The sequence below is a fragment of the Pseudomonas moorei genome, assembly GCF_042846945.1.
In the GTDB taxonomy this organism is placed as follows: domain Bacteria; phylum Pseudomonadota; class Gammaproteobacteria; order Pseudomonadales; family Pseudomonadaceae; genus Aquipseudomonas; species Aquipseudomonas moorei.
On the sequence record NZ_AP035776.1, the window covers coordinates 5,732,680 to 5,749,884 of the forward strand.

Below are 17,205 nucleotides of genomic sequence, written 5' to 3' on the forward strand. Positions count from 1 at the left end.
TTCAGATGGACGGGATTAGCCAGTCCACACCGTTCTGATCGATCATATTCCCAAGCCTGCACGCTCCCACAGGCGACCGTAAGCAAGCCGGTACAGACCTTACACAAAATTTACCTAGCGGCTGTGCTGATTTTCAAAAAAACGCTGTCTTAGATGTATCCCCGCGACAATCCTTGGGTCTATTGCAGACACAAGCGCCGGGTCGAAGAACCGAGGAATTATCATGATCCGTAAAATCCCCACAGTAGCCTTGCTGATCGGCGCCCTCGCTGTCGCAGGACAGGCGCAAGCCCATGGTGGTGGTAATGACGCGACGGTATTTGGAGCGATCGTCGGTACGGCCATCGTCGGCTCGGCCCTGATCAACGCCAACCGGCCGGTGTATGTCGCACCGCAACCTGTCTACGCCCAACCGGTATATGCCCAACCGGTATATGCCCAGCCCGCACCGGTTTATGCACCACCGCCTCCGGTCTACTACCAACCGGCGCCGGTGTACGTACAACAGCCGATCTACTACGGCCCTAGACCGGTCTACTACGGACCCCACGGCTATTATGGCCATCCTCACGGTTATGGACGCTGGTAACAGCCTCAACAAGCCCCGCCTGATCCGCGGGGCTTTTTCATGGCCGTCTGTCGGCGCAAGTCTGGATAAATCTCGCCGGTGTCGCTATCGGGACAGTCTCGGCTGCTCAAGTTGGCAAGATTGACTCACCGGTCCCTTTGCGGACAACCGTCATATTTATGTCATGTCAGGCCCGCAAGCTTGGGCCTGTCCGCCAACAACAGGTTGATAACAACAAGGACGAATCCATGCCCACACAAAATCCGCACCGCATTGTCGGCCTGTGCACTTCCAGCAAGGTGTACAACGCCCTGACTGAACTCAAGCACCTGGAAGGCCATCGCAGCGCCAAGTTCCTTTCGCTGCTGACGCAAAACCTGGTGCGCAAGGGCCTGCTCAACGAGCAGGAGGTGGTGCACATGCTCGATCAGGTGGTCGACTGAGCGGCAAACGGTCCACTGGACTCAATGCCGTCAATGACCACTATCGAAAACGGTGATTGTCCGTAAAAGCGCGCGCCCCGTAAGGTATCTCCATAGATTGATGGAGGTACTTATGATGTCTCAGGTTCAGATCATGTCCGTTATCGGCAGCGCCGTTCCCGCCCCCCTCAGAGAGCTGGGACTGCTCGCCTGCTGGTATCTGGTCCAGGACGGCGAACAGATCAGCGGCCCGCTGACATCGCTGCCGGCCGCCCAGGCGCTGTCGCAACGTATCGGCACTGGCCAGACAGGCAAACTCAGTGCTTAAGGCAGCTGAATCCTTGGTTTGGTTTCGATGAAGATCGCCCAGCTCGACATGAACAATGCGGCAATCAAGGGGCCGATCACGAAGCCGTTGAGCCCGAAGATCGCCAGGCCGCCCAGGGTCGAGATCAGGATCAGATAGTCCGGCATCTTGGTGTCCTTGCCCACCAGGATCGGCCGCAGGACGTTGTCCACCAGGCCGATCACAAAAACCCCGAACACCCCCAGTACCACACCCTGCCAGATCGCCCCGGTGAACAGGAAAAACACCGCCACCGGTGCCCAGACAATGCCCGCCCCCACCGCTGGCAACAGGGACAGAAACGCCATCAATACGGCCCAGAGCAACGCGCTCGGGATGTCCAGAAACCAGAAAATCAAACCACCCAGCGCGCCTTGTGTGATCGCCACCAACAGATTGCCCTTCACGGTGGCTCGCACCACGCGATTGAATTTGAGTTGCAACCGACGTTTCTGGTGTTCCTGCAGCGGTATGGCGGAGCGAACCTTGCGTGCCAGCTCGGCGCCATCGCGCAGAAAAAAGAACAGTAGATAAAGCATGATGAAAAAACTCACCACAAAATCGAACGTGCCCTGACCGACACTGAAGACCTGGGTGGCGACAAATTCATTGCCTGTCACCGCGCTCTTGATGATTTTCTCCCGCAGACCGTTCAGCTCGCCGACCCCGAACCGATCGAGCAAGTGCTGAAAGTACGGCGGCAAGCTGTGCTTGAAGTGCGCCACATAGCCTGCGATGTCCAGGTCGCCGCTTTCAATACTCTTGTAGAGCGCCGTGCCCTCTTGAACCAGCAAGACACTCAGGATGATCACCGGCAGGATCGCGATCACCAGGCAGATGCCAAGGGTCAGCAGGGACGTGATGTTGCGCTGCCAGCCGAACTTCAATTGCAGCCGACGCTGCAGCGGCGCAAACAGGATGCCGAGGATCACCGCCCAGAACACCGCGCCATAGAACGGCAACAGAATCCAGATGAAGGCGATGCTCACCAGCCCCAGTAAAACCGTCAGTGACTTGTCTTGTAAGGTCTCTTTGTTCATGTCCGATCCATGTCAGTCCGCCGGAACGCAATGTTGCGCCCTGATGCTTAGGCCGCCATGGCTCGCGCGAGTGCCATCGTTTTTTTCATCAAGCATAGATCCAGATCAATAAACCCTCGGGGCAAGACGTTTAACCTCGGCGGCTTTTGCGATCGACACCACCATGACTCTCATTGCTCCGGAACTGCTCGCCCCCGCCGGCACCCTGAAAAACATGCGTTATGCCTTCGCCTACGGCGCCGATGCCGTGTACGCCGGGCAGCCGCGCTACAGCCTGCGAGTACGAAATAACGAATTCGATCACGCCAATCTCGCCCTCGGCATCCGCGAAGCGCAGGCCCAGGGCAAGCGCTTCTACGTGGTGGTGAACATCGCGCCGCACAACGCCAAGCTCAAGACGTTCCTCAAGGACCTGGCCCCCATCATCGCCATGGCGCCGGACGCGCTGATCATGTCCGACCCCGGCCTGATCATGCTGGTGCGCCGGCACTACCCGCAGATGCCGATCCACCTTTCGGTGCAGGCCAACACGGTGAACTGGGCGAGTGTCGAGTTCTGGCAGCAACAGGGCTTGAGCCGGATCATCCTGTCGCGGGAACTGTCCCTGGAAGAAATCGCCGAGATCCGCCAACAGGTTCCCGCCATGGAGCTGGAAGTGTTCGTGCACGGTGCTTTGTGCATGGCCTATTCCGGTCGCTGCCTGCTATCGGGCTACATGAACAAGCGCGACGCCAATCAGGGCAGTTGCACCAATGCCTGTCGCTGGAAGTATTCGGCGCAGGAGGCCACGGAAAATACCCTTGGCGAAATCGTCCAGCAGTATCAGCCCGAACCGACCCTGGGTCTGGGCGCCCCCACCGGGCAAGTGTTCCTGCTACAGGAAGCCAATCGCCCCGACGAACTGATGCCCGCCTTCGAAGACGAGCACGGCACTTACATCATGAATGCCAAGGACCTGCGCGCCGTGCAGCATGTCGAGCGCCTGACGCAGATGGGTGTGCACTCATTGAAAATCGAAGGCCGGACCAAATCGCACTTCTATTGTGCGCGGACCACGCAAGTCTATCGCCGGGCCATCGACGACGCGCTGGCCGGCCGTGATTTCGACCGCAGCCTGATGACCGACCTCGAATCCCTCGCCCAGCGCGGCTACACCGAAGGTTTTCTGCGTCGGCACGTGCATGACGAATACCAGAACTACCAGAACGGCAGCTCGGTGTCGGAGCGCCAGCAGTTTGTCGGTGAACTGACCGGCGAGCGGCGCGACCGCCTGGCGGAAGTGAAAGTGAAGAATCGTTTTGGCCTGGGTGACCATATGGAACTGATGACGCCCAAGGGCAACTTCCACTTCGATCTGCATCAGTTGCAAAACATCCGCGGCGAGCCGATCGAAGTCGCGCCGGGAGATGGGCATACCGTGTATTTGCCGATTCCGGATGCAGTGGATTTGAATTTCGGCTTGTTGATGCGGGATGTCAGCAGTCTCTGAAACGCCTGGCTCTTGTAGGAGCTGGCTTGCCAGCTCCACAGAAAAAGAGCGAAGTGCTCAGGCAAACTCCTCGCGCAACATCGCCACGAACGCCTCCCGCGCCGGGTGCACCCCGGCGTTTTCATGCCAGTAGAACAGGTTTTCGATGGCCGTCAGCTCGGGGAATTCATAGCCCACGCAGCCGGCGCCCTTGGCGTACTGATCGAATACACCCTTGGGCACCAGCGCCACGCCGGCCCCGGCGCTGACACACCCGACGATCGCGCCGTAACTGGCCAGGCTGACAATCGGCAACGCCTGCCCCTGGCGCAACAGCCAATGTTCCAGCGCTGCCCGATACGGACACCCCTGAGGCCACATGAAGACGGTCTTGTCATGCAGATCCGACATCTCGCGCACCGGGCCCAAAGATGTCGAGGCAATCAGCAACAGGTCTTCGCGATACATCGGCGTGCGCTTGAGGTGCGAGCGCTCGACGTCCACCGCGACGATGGCGCCGTCAAGCCGATGATTGAGCGTGTCATCCAGCAACTGACCCCAGGTGCCCGTGGTCAACTCAAGCGCCACTTGCGGGAAACGTTTGTGGAATTTGGCCAACAGTCGTGGCAAACGACCGGTAGCCGAGGATTCGATGGCACCGATGCGCAACGGTCCGCAGGGCTCGGCTGCGGGGTCCACCGCCCGTTTCGCCTCTGCGGTCAGCGCCAGGATTTTCGAGGCGTAGGCCAGAAAGGTTTGCCCCGACGGACTGATGCGCAAGCCGCGACCCTCGCGCAAAAACAACGCGACACCCAACTCCGCTTCCAGCGCCTTGATCCGCGCCGTGATGTTCGACGGCACGCAATGCAGCATTTCGGCGGCACGAGCGATGCTGCCCAGTTCGGCAACGGTCTTGAACATGCGAATCTGCGACAGCTCCATACATCACCCAAAGTGAACAATCGCCGCAGTATAAGTCAGTTGTGGCGAATGGATCAGGTTCAGATACTGAGTGCACCTGCCTACCGGTGCACCACCATGAAGCCGCTCACACCCTCCCCCGTTTCGCCGTTGAAGATCATCCTGGCCATGGCATTTGTCGTGACCTGCTGGGGGTATTCCCCGACCGGCATCCACATCGGCCTGCTGGCCTACGACCCCGTGCATCTGGCGCTTTTGCGCTTTCTGCTGGCATCGGTGTTCATGGCCGTGGTCGCCTTGTCCAGAGGCATTCGCCTGCCGGGACTGCGCGATGTTCCCCTGCTGTTCGGGCTGGGTTTCTTTGCGGTCAGCCTGCATCACGTGGCGATCAACTTCGGCCAGCAAGGCGTCAGCGCCGGCGCATCCAGCGTGTTGGCACAAACCACGCCACTGTTCAGCACCTTGCTCGCGCGCTTCGCCTTCAAGGACCGGGTGAGCCCCTGGCGCTGGGGCTGCGTGGTATTGGGGCTGATCGGCGTAGTGATTGTGGTGACGGGCGATCATGGCCTGGGCAGCATTGACGTCCACGGCCTGCTGATCCTGTTGGCGGCGCTGTCCTGGAGCCTGTATTTCGCCCTGCAAAAGCACCACACCGGGCGTTATGACGGGTTGACCCTGGTCTGTTACACGGTCTGGTCCGGGACCTTACTGTTACTGGTTTTCCTGCCCGGCCTGATGGAGCAAGTCGCCGTGGCACCGCTGCGCGTGCAACTGGCCGTGTTTGCCCTGGGCATCTTCCCCAGCGCCCTGGCCTATCTCGCCTGGGCTTACGTACTGGCGCATGTGGACTTGAGCCGGGCGACGATGACGCTGTATCTGATACCGCCGACAGCGATGGCAATGGCGGCTTTTGCATTGGGTGAACAGCCGACCCTGATGGTGGGGATCGGTGCACTGGTGGTGTTGATCAGTGTGCTGGCGTTGAATCTGGAGCGCAGACCGATGGTTCAGGAGACTCGCACTGGATCAGCCGTTTGAGTTGAGGTGTCTGGCACCCCCAGGGTTCAGGGGCGCACACAGAATATGCGCACCGCCTCGATCCCTGTGGGAGCGGGCTTGCCCGCGATGAACGATGACTCGCAATCAACTGGCAGAAAACCGGTCGCGGCTGTTAGTCAAATGCAGCCACATCGCTGCCCGCGCCGCGTCCGGGTCCTGGCGCCGAATGGCATTGAGTATCGCCTCATGCTCGAGATTGGCCAGTTCTCCGAGCTTGCTCAGGTCCACCGCCCCGCGCTCAGCGGCATTCACTCGGGTTCGCGGAATCATGGCGCTGCCCAGGTGCTGCATGATTTCGGTGAAGCACACATTGCCAGTGGCTTCGGCGATCAACAGATGAAAGCGCCGATCCGCTTCGACACAGCTGTCGTTGTTGGACAACAGCCGCTGGTAGTCGTCGAGCGCCTCGCGCATTTGCGCCAACTGTTGATCGCTGCGTCGAGTGGCGGCCAGTGCGGCGGCCTGGGTTTCCAGACCCAAGCGCAATTCCAGAATGCTGCGCACCCCTAGCGCCGTATCGACATTCAGTCGCAGACCCTGTTCCGGCGCACGCTCCAGCACAAAGGTGCCGATGCCGTGCCGGGTTTCCACCAGCCCGGAGGCCTGCAACTTCGAAATCGCCTCGCGCACCACGGTGCGACTGACACCATGCTCCTGAACAATCGTGTTCTCAGACGGCAGCTTTGCGCCGGGCAGCATCTGGCCGAGCAGGATGCTCTGGGTCAGCTTGGCCACCAGGTCATGGGCCAGGTTGTGGCTGCGCTTGCGGGCAGGTGCGTCGAGATCTTCTTGCATGGCGATCATCCAAAAGCGGAACTAGCGCAATCGTAGCACTGCACTCACCTGCAAACTCAAGAAAACATCGCTTAACTTGTATGACAACACTCAACAAAATGCCTGTTAAAGCCCAATCAAACGTTCACAAACCACAGAAAAACGAATAAAAACCGCCTGAATCACGCCATTTTATTCCGCCACACCTCTTGCAAGATAAAAAATTGCAGTTGTATGATGTCTATCAACAACGCAGCACCCAGCCGCACCCCGCATAAAAATAACGAGTGGGAGAAAACGCAGTGAAAACATCCATTTCAGCCATGGACGATGGCGCCAATTCGGTCCTGAAGTCCGCCATCTCGAAAGTCAAACGCCACGTCTTGCCGCTGTTCGTGATCATGTTCATCGTCAATTACATTGACCGCGTGAACATCGGCTTCGTCCGCGCCCACATGGAACACGACCTGGGGATCGGCGCTGCCGCCTACGGCCTCGGTGCGGGTCTGTTCTTCATCGGCTACGCACTATTCGAAGTGCCCTCCAACATCCTTCTGCAGAAAGTCGGCGCTCGCCTCTGGCTGACCCGCATCATGCTGACCTGGGGCCTGGTCGCTGCCGGCATGGCGTTCATCCAGAACGAAACCCATTTCTACGTCCTGCGTTTTCTGCTGGGTGTGGCCGAAGCCGGTTTTTTCCCTGGCGTGATCTACTACTTCACTCGCTGGTTGCCTGGCGTGGAGCGCGGCAAGGCCATCGCCATTTTCCTCAGTGGCTCGGCGGTTGCGTCGCTGATTTCCGGCCCGCTGTCCGGGTTGCTCCTGCAAATCAACGGCTTCGGGATGCACGGCTGGCAGTGGATGTACTTCATTGAAGGCATGTTTTCGGTCGGGCTGTGCGTGTTTGTCTGGTTCTGGCTTGATTCCAGGCCCCACGACGCCAAATGGCTGACCCGCGACGAGCAAGACGCGCTGGTCCAGGCCATCGATGATGAGCAACAGGCTCGCGAAGCCGCGACGCCCGTCAAACCGTCCCTGGGCAAACTGCTCAAGGATCGCCAGATCATCCTGTTCTGCCTGATCTACTTCTTCATCCAGCTGACCATCTACGCCGCCACCTTCTGGCTGCCGAGCATCATCAAAAAAATGGGCGACTTGAGCGACTTCCAGGTCGGAATGTTCAACTCGATTCCGTGGTTGCTGTCGATTGTCGGCATGTACGCCTTTGCCTCGCTATCGGCCAAATGGAAGCACCAGCAGGCGTGGGTCGCCGCCGCGCTGCTGATCGCCGCCGCCGGTATGTTCATGTCCACCACGGGCGGGCCGGTCTTCGCTTTTGTCGCGATCTGCTTTGCCGCACTGGGTTTCAAATCGGCGTCATCACTGTTCTGGCCGATCCCCCAGGCCTATCTGGATGCACGCATCGCCGCTGGCGTCATCGCGTTGATCAACTCGGTGGGCAACCTTGGCGGGTTCGTTGCGCCCACCACTTTCGGCCTGCTGGAAGAACGCACCGGCTCCATTCAAGGCGGGCTGTACGGCCTGGCCGCGACTTCGATCATCGCCGCGATCATCGTCTTCGCCGCACGCAACACGCCCAAAGCCCCCTCCCTCACCACAACGGCCAAACCGGCGCCCCACCACGCCTGAAATCTTTTCAAGAACACGGTTTAAAAGGATAAGAACATGACCCCGCACGACACCGCCAAAGCCCCGATCATTACCAGCATGCAGGTTGTTCCGGTGGCCGGCCACGATGGCATGCTGCTCAACCTGAGCGGCGCCCATGGCCCGTTTTTTACCCGCAACATCGTGATCCTCAAGGACAACGCCGGCCATACCGGCGTCGGCGAAGTACCGGGTGGCGAGCGCATTCGCCAGACTCTTGAAGACGCCCGCAGCCTGGTGGTTGGCAGCCCGATCGGCACCTATCAGAAGATTCTCAATCAAGTGCGCCAGACCTTCGCCGAACGCGATGCCGGCGGTCGTGGCCTGCAGACCTTCGATTTGCGCATCACCATCCATGCCGTCACGGGACTGGAGGCGGCGCTGCTCGATCTGCTCGGCCAGCACCTGGACGTCCCCGTCGCCGCCCTGCTCGGCGAAGGCCAGCAGCGCGATGAAGTGAAAATGCTCGGTTATCTGTTTTATGTCGGCGACCGCCAGCAAACCGGTCTCGCCTACCGCAGCGAGCCGGATGCCGACAATGACTGGTTCCGGGTGCGTCACGAAAAAGCCATGACCGCCGACGCCGTGGTGCGTCTGGCCGAGGCCGCCCACGCCCGGTATGGCTTCAAGGACTTCAAACTCAAGGGCGGCGTACTCAGCGGCGATGCCGAAATCGAAGCGGTCACTGCTTTGGCCGAACGCTTCCCTGACGCACGCATCACCCTCGATCCCAATGGTGCCTGGTCACTCAAAGAGGCCATTCGCTTGTGCCGCGACCAGCACAAGGTACTGGCTTACGCCGAAGACCCCTGCGGCGCGGAAAACGGTTACTCGGGGCGTGAAGTCATGGCCGAGTTCCGGCGTGCCACGGGTTTGAAAACCGCGACCAACATGATTGCCACCGACTGGCGCGAAATGGGTCACGCGATTCAGCTGCAATCGGTGGACATCCCACTGGCCGACCCGCATTTCTGGACGATGCAAGGCTCGGTTCGCGTGGCCCAGATGTGCCATGAATGGGGCCTGACCTGGGGCTCGCATTCCAACAACCACTTCGATATCTCCCTGGCGATGTTCACCCATGTCGCGGCGGCCGCACCGGGTGACATCACCGCCATCGACACCCACTGGATCTGGCAGGACGGCCAGCGCCTGACCAAAGCCCCACTGCAAATCGTCGACGGCTGCGTGCAAGTGCCGCAGAAACCGGGACTTGGAGTCGAGCTGGATATGGACCAGGTGGCCAAGGCTCATGAACTCTACAAAGGCATGGGTCTGGGCGCGCGGGATGACAGCGTGGCGATGCAGTTTTTGATTCCGGGGTGGACTTTCGATAACAAGCGGCCGTGCCTGGTGCGGTGATCTGACGGATGCACGGTCTCCAATAACCTGTCCTGCCGCCGATTGCGGCAGGGCTCAAAAACCATTCGGAGCGTAGCGATTAACCCCCTAAAATGATGCGCAATTGAATCGATGACGGACAACACTCCCATGGACAGACTGAAAATCTTCGCGGTTTGCGTGGTGGCGCTCGCTGCTGGCCAATGTAATGCACAGGATCAAATGGAGACGGTGGTGAATGCCGCCGTGCGCCCGGTCATGCAAGCCCAGGGCATTCCCGGAATGGCGGTAGCGGTGACCGTCAGCGGCAAGCCGCACTACTTCAACTACGGGGTAGCGTCGAAAGAACACGCGCAACCGGTCACTGAGAACACCCTGTTTGAAATCGGCTCCCTGAGCAAAACCTTCACTGCTACCCTCGCCGCCTACGCCCAGGCCAGCGGCAAGTTGTCCTTGTCCGACAAGGCCAGCCAGGTGTTGCCCGCGTTGCGCGGCACTGCGTTCGATCACATCAGCGTGTTGCAACTGGGCACCTACACCGCCGGCGGTCTGCCCCTGCAATTCCCCGACGCCGCCGACTCGGCGGACAAGATGCTTGGCTATTTCAAGCAGTGGCAACCGACCTACGCCGCTGGCACCCACCGACAGTATTCGAATCCGAGCCTCGGTTTGTTTGGCTACCTCGCAGCCCAAAGCATGGGCCAGTCATTCGATGAACTGATGGAAAACACGCTGCTGCCCAAGCTCGGACTCAAGCACACCTACCTCAACGTGCCGCAGGCGCAGATGGGCCTTTATGCACAGGGCTACAACAAGGAGGACAAGCCGGTGCGCGTCGGGCCGGGGGCGCTGGACTCCGAGGCTTACGGGGTGAAAACCAGCGCCTCGGACCTGATCGGCTATGTGCAAGCGAACCTGCAACCCGCCTCGCTGGAAAAACCGTTGCAACAGGCCATCGCCCTGACCCATACCGGTTATTACCGCGTTGGCGAGATGACCCAGGGCCTGGGATGGGAGCTGTATCAATACCCGGCTCCCCTCGACCGATTGCTGGCCGGCAACTCGTCGCAGATGGCCATGGAGGCGCACAAGGTCCAGTGGCTCAACCCGCCTCAACCGCAACCGGACAACCTGCTGCTGAACAAAACCGGGTCGACCGGTGGCTTCGGTGCCTATGCCCTGTTTGTGCCGTCCAAGGACATTGGCATTGTGATCCTGGCCAACAAAAACTACCCGATTGCGGATCGAGTCAAGATCGCTCACCAGATTTTGAGTGCCCTGAGCCAGTGAACCCGAGATAGTTTTCCTGTCGCGGAAGCCTCTCAATCATCCGGCATTTCCGGTGGTTTGGCGGGCTTGGCCGGCTTGCCGGATTTTGTGCCTTTGGCGCCTTTGGCGCCCTTGGCGGTCGGCTCGGGTTCGGCGGCGGGCGCTATGGTGGGGGGTGGTGTTTCCTTCTCGGCCGCCGGCAGTTGATCGACAGCGGCGAACACCTCTTTCAACTCAATCGGCCCCGGCTGTTCAAGTTTCTTTTCGCCATCCTTGCCGACCAGAATCACCTTGGTCTTGGCCCCCGCCCCCAACTTGAGCGAACGGATCAATGCGGCCGTGTCCTGCGGCCCGAGGTCTTTGCCATCGCGCTGCCCCATCAGATTGAGCACCGTGTACAGCACCAGGTTTCGCTCGGTGAAGCCCTTTTTGTTGTCCGGCTCGTCCAGCTCCTTTTTCAGGCTGACCCACGTCGGGTCGACCGTGCTGGGAGCGATGATGATCAGTGGTCGGGACCTGCCCTTGTCCATGTCCAGCGGCGAATCGCCATCGGCGGCGAACAACGGGCCGGCAACTGCCAGCAGGGTAGCCAGGGTCAGTGACCTGATGAGCATGCGCATCTCCTTTTGATATCCACGCTCTAATGATTGCGCATCGCGGCGATCGTTCCGGGTGACGCTCCGCGAATGTTGTTCGCCTTGCCCAAAGCTTAGGTCAGGGCGGTCATTGCGCAACAGGCCAGGCTAATCTCATGCCTCATCAGGCTTGCTGACCATCAGTCCTTGAGCAAGAGCGTTTCAAGACGCTTGGGCTGTGGTCTTCTAGACTTAACGGGTGGTCGTGGAAAGAACCGAACACGTCGCTTTGGTGCTGATGAATCAGAGGCGGCGTGGCAAGCTGCCTTAATGCCCTTCAAGAGGCGCGGCAAAGACCGCCCCGGGCCCCAAAAGATGCCCGCTCAGGGTGCCCTGGCCAACGGCCTGAAAATGCCACGATTCCGTGACGTGGCGTGAATGCCGCAGCCGACACTTTCGGACGACCGACAACCGCCTGGTTTGTCCGTGACCGTGAGGAATGCTGTATGCCTGATGAGATGTTGCACCTGCCCATGGTCAACAGCCTGCTGGAGCGCCACAAAGGCTCCCCCGGCGCACTGTTGCCCATCCTTCATGAAATTCAGGAGGGCATCGGCTATATCCCCGATGCCGCCATCCCCGAGATTGCCCACGCCCTCAACCAGAGCCAGGCCGAGATTCGCGGGGTCATCAGCTTCTACCATGACTTCCGCACTGCGCCGCCCGCCCGGCACATCCTGCGTCTGTGCCGGGCCGAGTCCTGCAAGAGTCGGGGTGCCGAGCAGCTTGCCGCGCAGCTGCGCGACCGCCTGCAACTGGACGACCACGGCAGCAGCGCCGATGGCAGCATCAGTCTGCGTCCGGTCTATTGCCTCGGTGCCTGCGCCTGCTCGCCGGCCCTGGAGCTTGATGGCCGCGTGCACGCGCGGTTGAGCGCAGAGCGTCTGGATGCCCTGCTCGATGCTTGCCGGGAGGACGCTTGATGTCAGCTTTCCATGTGTCCGGTGATTCACTGGCTCGCGCCGTGGGCGCCGAAGAGGTTGTGGTAGCCCTGATTACCCATGCCCGGGGACGCGTTGTGCCCCTGGAGGTGAAACGCACCAGCTCGCGTGGCCTGTACTGGCTGGAACCACTGCTGGAAGTGGACACCCCGCAAGGCCGTATTGGCTTCGGCCCGCTGACCGCAACCGATGTGCCCTCTGTGCTCGAAGCGCTCGAGGGCGAGCCGTCTTCTCATCCACTGGCCCTGGGCCTGGTGGAGGAGTTGCCGTATCTGAAGACTCAACAGCGCCTGCTGTTTGCCCGCGCCGGCATTACCCAGCCGCTGGACCTCGATGAATATCGCGATCATGGCGGTTTCGAGGGTTTGAAAAGAGCCGTCGCCATCGGTGGCGAACAGACCGCGACCGAGGTGTTCGATTCAGGCCTGCGTGGCCGTGGCGGCGCGGCCTTCCCCGCCGGGATCAAGTGGCGCACGGTGCGCGCGACCGAAGCGGCGCAAAAGTACATTGTGTGCAACGCCGACGAAGGCGACTCCGGCACCTTTGCCGATCGCATGCTGATGGAAGGCGACCCTTTCCTGCTGATCGAAGGCATGGCGATTGCCGGTATCACCGTCGGCGCCACCTACGGCTACATCTATGTGCGCTCGGAATATCCGGATGCCGTGACCACCCTGCGCAATGCGCTGGAAATTGCCCGGTCGAACGGTTACCTGGGCGCCAATGTCGGCGGCAGCGGCCTGGCCTTCGACATGGAAGTGCGCGTGGGTGCCGGCGCTTACATTTGCGGTGAAGAAACCGCGTTGCTCGACTCTCTCGAAGGCAAGCGCGGTGTGGTTCGCGCCAAGCCGCCCATCCCCGCGTTGAAGGGGCTGTTCGGCCAGCCAACCCTGGTGCACAACGTGCTGACCCTGGCTTCGGTGCCGCTGATTCTGGCCAAGGGCGCACAGTTCTATCGCGATTACGGCATGGGCCGCTCGCTGGGCACCATGCCCTTCCAGTTGGCGGGCAACATTCGTCACGGCGGCCTGGTGGAACGCGCCTTTGGTCTGACCCTGCGGGAACTGGTGGAAGACTACGGCGGCGGCACCGCCAGTGGCCGGCCGCTGAAAGCCGCACAGGTCGGCGGCCCGCTCGGCGCCTGGGTGCCGCCATCGCAATTCGATACGCCACTGGATTACGAAGCCTTCGCCGGCATCGGCGCGATGCTGGGTCACGGTGGCGTGGTGGTGGCTGACGACAGCCTGGACATGGCCCACATGGCGCGTTTCGCCCTTGAATTCTGCGCCGAGGAATCCTGTGGCAAATGCACCCCGTGCCGCATCGGCTCGACCCGCGGCGTGGAGGTGATTGACCGCCTGCTCGCCGCCCCGGACCAGAGCGCTCGCGATGAGCAGGTGATCATCCTCAAGGACCTGTGCGACACCATGCAATACGGTTCGCTGTGCGCCCTGGGCGGCATGGCCCCCTTTCCGGTGGTCAGCGCCCTCAAGTACTTCCCCGCCGACTTCGGTCTGCAACCCTCGGAGGCCGAGCAATGATCACTCTTTTCGACCCGAAAACCGATATCGATCTGGGAACGCCGGCCCGCGACAGCCAGGTGCAAGTCACCCTGAACATCGACGGCCGCAGCATCAGCGTGCCCGAAGGCACTTCCGTGATGCGTGCCGCCGCGCTGCTGGGCACCACCATTCCCAAACTCTGTGCCACCGACAGCCTGGAAGCCTTCGGCTCCTGCCGCATGTGCCTGGTGGAGATCGATGGCATGCGCGGCTACCCCGCGTCCTGCACCACGCCGGTCAGCGAAGGCATGACCGTGCATACCCAGACGCCGAAGCTCGCCACCCTGCGCCGTAACGTCATGGAGCTGTACATCTCCGATCACCCGCTGGACTGCCTGACCTGTTCGGCCAACGGCAACTGCGAGCTGCAAACCGTCGCCGGCCAGGTCGGCCTGCGTGAAGTGCGCTACGGCTATGAAGGTGACAACCACCTGGCCGACCAGAAAGACACTTCAAACCCCTACTTCGACTATGACCCGAGCAAGTGCATCGTCTGCAACCGCTGTGTGCGTGCCTGCGAAGAAACCCAGGGCACCTTTGCCCTGACCATTACCGGGCGCGGTTTCGAATCCCGGGTCGCGGCCGCCGGTGGCGATAACTTCCTCGAATCGGAATGCGTGTCCTGCGGCGCCTGTGTGCAAGCCTGCCCCACCGCGACCCTGATGGAAAAAAGCGTGGTCGAACTGGGTCAGCCCGAACGCAGCGTGATCACCACCTGTGCCTATTGCGGCGTCGGCTGTTCGTTCCGCGCCGAGATGAAAGGCGAGCAACTGGTACGCATGGTTCCGGACAAGAACGGCCAGGCCAACCACGGCCATTCCTGCGTCAAGGGGCGCTTTGCCTGGGGCTATGCCACCCACCCGGATCGCATCACCAAACCGATGATCCGCAAGCACATCAACGACCCGTGGCAGGAAGTCAGCTGGGATGAAGCGGTGACCTACGCCGCCAGCGAATTCCGCCGGCTGCAGCAAAAATATGGCCGCGATTCCATTGGCGGCATCACCTCCAGCCGCTGCACCAACGAAGAAACCTATCTGGTGCAAAAACTGGTGCGCGCAGCCTTCGGCAACAACAACGTCGACACCTGCGCACGGGTTTGCCATTCGCCCACCGGCTATGGTCTGAAACAGACCCTGGGCGAATCCGCCGGCACCCAGAGTTTCGACTCGGTGATGAAAGCCGACGTGATCCTGGTCATGGGCGCCAACCCCAGCGACGCCCACCCGGTGTTCGCTTCGCAGCTCAAACGCCGCCTGCGCGAAGGTGCCCGGCTGATCGTCATCGATCCACGGCGCATCGATCTGGTGGACTCGGTGCATGCCCGCGCCGAACTGCACCTGGCCCTGCGCCCGGGCACCAACGTCGCCATGCTCAACGCCCTGGCCCATGTCATCGTCACCGAAGGCCTGCTCAACCAGGCCTTTGTCGACGCCCGTTGCGAGGGCAGCGATTTCGCCCGCTGGAGTGAATTCGTCAGCCGCGCGGAAAACTCGCCGGAAGCCCTGGGCCCGGTCTGCGGCGTAGAAGCTGCCGACATCCGCGCTGCCGCTCGACTGTATGCCACCGGTGGCAATGCGGCGATCTACTACGGCCTGGGCGTCACCGAGCACAGCCAGGGCAGCACCGCCGTCATGGGCATCGCCAACCTGGCCATGGCCACCGGCAACATCGGTCGCGAAGGCGTGGGCGTGAACCCGCTGCGCGGTCAGAACAACGTTCAGGGCTCCTGCGACATGGGCTCCTTCCCCCACGAGTTGCCCGGTTACCGTCACATCTCCAACGAGGTGGTACGGGCAGAGTTCGAACAGGCCTGGAACGTCACCCTGCAACCCGACCCGGGCCTGCGCATCCCCAACATGTTCGAGTCTGCCCTGGCCGGCAGCTTCAAGGGCCTGTACTGCCAGGGCGAAGACATCGCCCAGAGCGATCCGAACACCCAGCACGTCACCGCGGCGCTGTCGGCCATGGAATGCGTGGTGGTGCAGGACATTTTCCTCAACGAAACCGCCAAGTTCGCCCACGTGTTCCTGCCGGGCAGCTCGTTCCTGGAAAAAGACGGCACCTTTACCAACGCCGAGCGCCGCATCTCCCGTGTGCGCAAGGTCATGGAGCCCCTGGGCGGCAAGGCCGACTGGGAAGGTACGGTGGCCCTGGCCAATGCCCTGGGCTATCCGATGAACTACGAACATCCATCGCAAATCATGGATGAAATCGCCCGCCTGACGCCAACCTTCACTAACGTCAGCTACGCCGAACTCGAGCGCCACGGCAGCCTGCAATGGCCGTGCAACGCCGAGGCGCCGGATGGCACGCCGACCATGCACATCGAGCAGTTCGTGCGCGGCAAGGGGCGTTTCATGCTGACCGGCTACGTGCCCACGGAAGAGAAGGTCAACAGTCGCTACCCGCTGCTGCTGACCACCGGGCGCATCCTCAGCCAGTACAACGTCGGCGCTCAAACCCGGCGTACCGAAAACGTTGCCTGGCATGAAGAAGACCGCCTGGAAATCCACCCGACCGACGCCGAGAGCCGGGGCATCAACGAAGGTGATTGGGTCGGCATCGGCAGCCGTGCCGGGCAAACCGTATTGCGTGCGCGAATTACCGAACGGGTCGCGCCGGGCGTGGTGTACACCACCTTCCACTTCCCGGAATCGGGGGCCAACGTGATCACCACCGACAACTCCGACTGGGCCACCAACTGTCCGGAGTACAAGGTGACCGCCGTGGAAGTCAGCCGCGTCTACCACCCTTCCGAGTGGCAAAAACGCTATCAGGCCTTCAGTGACGAACAGGACCGTCTGCTCAAGGATCGGCGCCACGCCCGTGGCGACAAAGCGGAGGTGCGCCGATGAGCACGGACAACCTGATCAAGATGGCCAACCAGATCGCCCAGTACTTCGCCAGCGAACCGGACGAGCAAAAGGCTGTGCTCGGCATACGCAATCATCTGCAGTTGTACTGGACGCCTGGCATGCGCAAGGAATTGCTGGCCTGGCAGAACTCGCATCAAGGCGCAGAGCTGCACCCACTGGCGCAGGAAGCTGTGGGTGGGGCTGGCTGGGAGGCTTAGCGTCGCGGGTCGGCTAACAAAGAAATCATGCAGTGCTAAAAAGCCGCGTAATCGCGTAATGCTGTTCAATGAGCGACATTGTAGGAGCGAGCTTGCTTCCACACGCTCTTAACTGA

At 61.0% G+C, this 17,205-nt stretch carries 16 protein-coding genes; 12 read left to right on the forward strand and 4 right to left on the reverse strand.

Annotation, left to right across the window (positions count from 1 at the left end):
- Positions 1-223 precede the first annotated feature (223 nt).
- The 3 genes from ACGJAX_RS26725 (at position 224) to ACGJAX_RS26735 (ending at position 1,318) form a co-directional block, all read left to right on the forward strand.
- Positions 224-589, forward strand: coding sequence for a hypothetical protein (locus ACGJAX_RS26725; protein WP_390956771.1), 366 nt, complete (start codon positions 224-226; stop codon positions 587-589).
- 227 nt (positions 590-816) lie between these two features.
- A complete protein-coding gene (locus ACGJAX_RS26730) occupies positions 817-1,011 on the forward strand; it encodes a hypothetical protein (protein ID WP_034149937.1) in 195 nt (64 codons plus the stop codon).
- A gap of 115 nt (positions 1,012-1,126) precedes the next feature.
- Positions 1,127-1,318: a hypothetical protein gene (locus ACGJAX_RS26735; protein ID WP_247256301.1), complete on the forward strand. Its 192-nt coding sequence runs from the start codon at positions 1,127-1,129 to the stop codon at positions 1,316-1,318.
- Here the strand turns inward: ACGJAX_RS26735 and ACGJAX_RS26740 are convergent.
- The gene (locus ACGJAX_RS26740; RefSeq protein WP_390956772.1) at positions 1,315-2,376 is read right to left on the reverse strand and encodes an AI-2E family transporter; all 1,062 of its coding nucleotides are present in this window, start codon (positions 2,374-2,376) and stop codon (positions 1,315-1,317) included. The genes ACGJAX_RS26735 and ACGJAX_RS26740 overlap by 4 nt on opposite strands.
- A gap of 163 nt (positions 2,377-2,539) precedes the next feature.
- Between ACGJAX_RS26740 and yegQ the strand changes: the two genes are divergently transcribed.
- On the forward strand, positions 2,540-3,865 hold the full coding sequence (gene yegQ, locus ACGJAX_RS26745) for a tRNA 5-hydroxyuridine modification protein YegQ (protein ID WP_248915496.1): 1,326 nt from the start codon (positions 2,540-2,542) through the stop codon (positions 3,863-3,865).
- Positions 3,866-3,922: 57 nt separating this feature from the next.
- On the opposite strand, the gene ACGJAX_RS26750 is transcribed toward yegQ, so the two are convergent.
- The gene (locus ACGJAX_RS26750) at positions 3,923-4,786 is read right to left on the reverse strand and encodes a LysR substrate-binding domain-containing protein (protein WP_390956773.1); all 864 of its coding nucleotides are present in this window, start codon (positions 4,784-4,786) and stop codon (positions 3,923-3,925) included.
- A gap of 96 nt (positions 4,787-4,882) precedes the next feature.
- Between ACGJAX_RS26750 and ACGJAX_RS26755 the strand changes: the two genes are divergently transcribed.
- The gene (locus ACGJAX_RS26755; protein ID WP_390956774.1) at positions 4,883-5,803 is read left to right on the forward strand and encodes an EamA family transporter; all 921 of its coding nucleotides are present in this window, start codon (positions 4,883-4,885) and stop codon (positions 5,801-5,803) included.
- A 105-nt stretch (positions 5,804-5,908) separates the two neighbouring features.
- Here the strand turns inward: ACGJAX_RS26755 and ACGJAX_RS26760 are convergent, their stop codons facing one another.
- Positions 5,909-6,619, reverse strand: a complete 711-nt coding sequence (locus ACGJAX_RS26760; RefSeq protein ID WP_090323781.1) for a FadR/GntR family transcriptional regulator — start codon at positions 6,617-6,619, stop codon at positions 5,909-5,911.
- 281 nt (positions 6,620-6,900) lie between these two features.
- On the opposite strand from ACGJAX_RS26760, the gene ACGJAX_RS26765 reads away from it, so the two are divergent.
- The 3 genes from ACGJAX_RS26765 to ampC all read left to right on the forward strand — a co-directional run bounded on the left by ACGJAX_RS26765 (position 6,901) and on the right by ampC (position 10,896).
- Positions 6,901-8,247, forward strand: coding sequence for an MFS transporter (locus ACGJAX_RS26765; protein WP_390956775.1), 1,347 nt, complete (start codon positions 6,901-6,903; stop codon positions 8,245-8,247).
- 36 nt (positions 8,248-8,283) lie between these two features.
- The gene (gene gudD, locus ACGJAX_RS26770; RefSeq protein WP_390956776.1) at positions 8,284-9,627 is read left to right on the forward strand and encodes a glucarate dehydratase; all 1,344 of its coding nucleotides are present in this window, start codon (positions 8,284-8,286) and stop codon (positions 9,625-9,627) included.
- A 111-nt stretch (positions 9,628-9,738) separates the two neighbouring features.
- On the forward strand, positions 9,739-10,896 hold the full coding sequence (gene ampC, locus ACGJAX_RS26775) for a class C beta-lactamase (RefSeq protein ID WP_390956777.1): 1,158 nt from the start codon (positions 9,739-9,741) through the stop codon (positions 10,894-10,896).
- Positions 10,897-10,928: 32 nt separating this feature from the next.
- On the opposite strand, the gene ACGJAX_RS26780 is transcribed toward ampC, so the two are convergent.
- Positions 10,929-11,489: a DUF4174 domain-containing protein gene (locus ACGJAX_RS26780; RefSeq protein ID WP_390956778.1), complete on the reverse strand. Its 561-nt coding sequence runs from the start codon at positions 11,487-11,489 to the stop codon at positions 10,929-10,931.
- A gap of 467 nt (positions 11,490-11,956) precedes the next feature.
- On the opposite strand from ACGJAX_RS26780, the gene ACGJAX_RS26785 reads away from it, so the two are divergent.
- The 4 genes from ACGJAX_RS26785 to ACGJAX_RS26800 are packed head-to-tail and all read left to right on the forward strand — an operon-like array spanning position 11,957 to position 17,089.
- Positions 11,957-12,433 carry a formate dehydrogenase subunit gamma gene (locus ACGJAX_RS26785; RefSeq protein WP_090323789.1) on the forward strand — a complete coding sequence of 159 codons (477 nt, stop codon included), beginning with the start codon at positions 11,957-11,959 and terminating at the stop codon, positions 12,431-12,433.
- A complete protein-coding gene (locus ACGJAX_RS26790; RefSeq protein WP_390956779.1) occupies positions 12,433-13,992 on the forward strand; it encodes an NADH-ubiquinone oxidoreductase-F iron-sulfur binding region domain-containing protein in 1,560 nt (519 codons plus the stop codon). The genes ACGJAX_RS26785 and ACGJAX_RS26790 overlap by 1 nt, the downstream gene beginning before the upstream one ends.
- Entirely contained in the window at positions 13,989-16,871 is a 2,883-nt protein-coding gene (gene fdhF, locus ACGJAX_RS26795; RefSeq protein ID WP_247256297.1) for a formate dehydrogenase subunit alpha, read from the forward strand. The genes ACGJAX_RS26790 and fdhF overlap by 4 nt, the downstream gene beginning before the upstream one ends.
- Positions 16,868-17,089: a formate dehydrogenase subunit delta gene (locus tag ACGJAX_RS26800; RefSeq protein WP_090323793.1), complete on the forward strand. Its 222-nt coding sequence runs from the start codon at positions 16,868-16,870 to the stop codon at positions 17,087-17,089. The genes fdhF and ACGJAX_RS26800 overlap by 4 nt, the downstream gene beginning before the upstream one ends.
- The last annotated feature ends 116 nt before the right edge of the window (positions 17,090-17,205 follow it).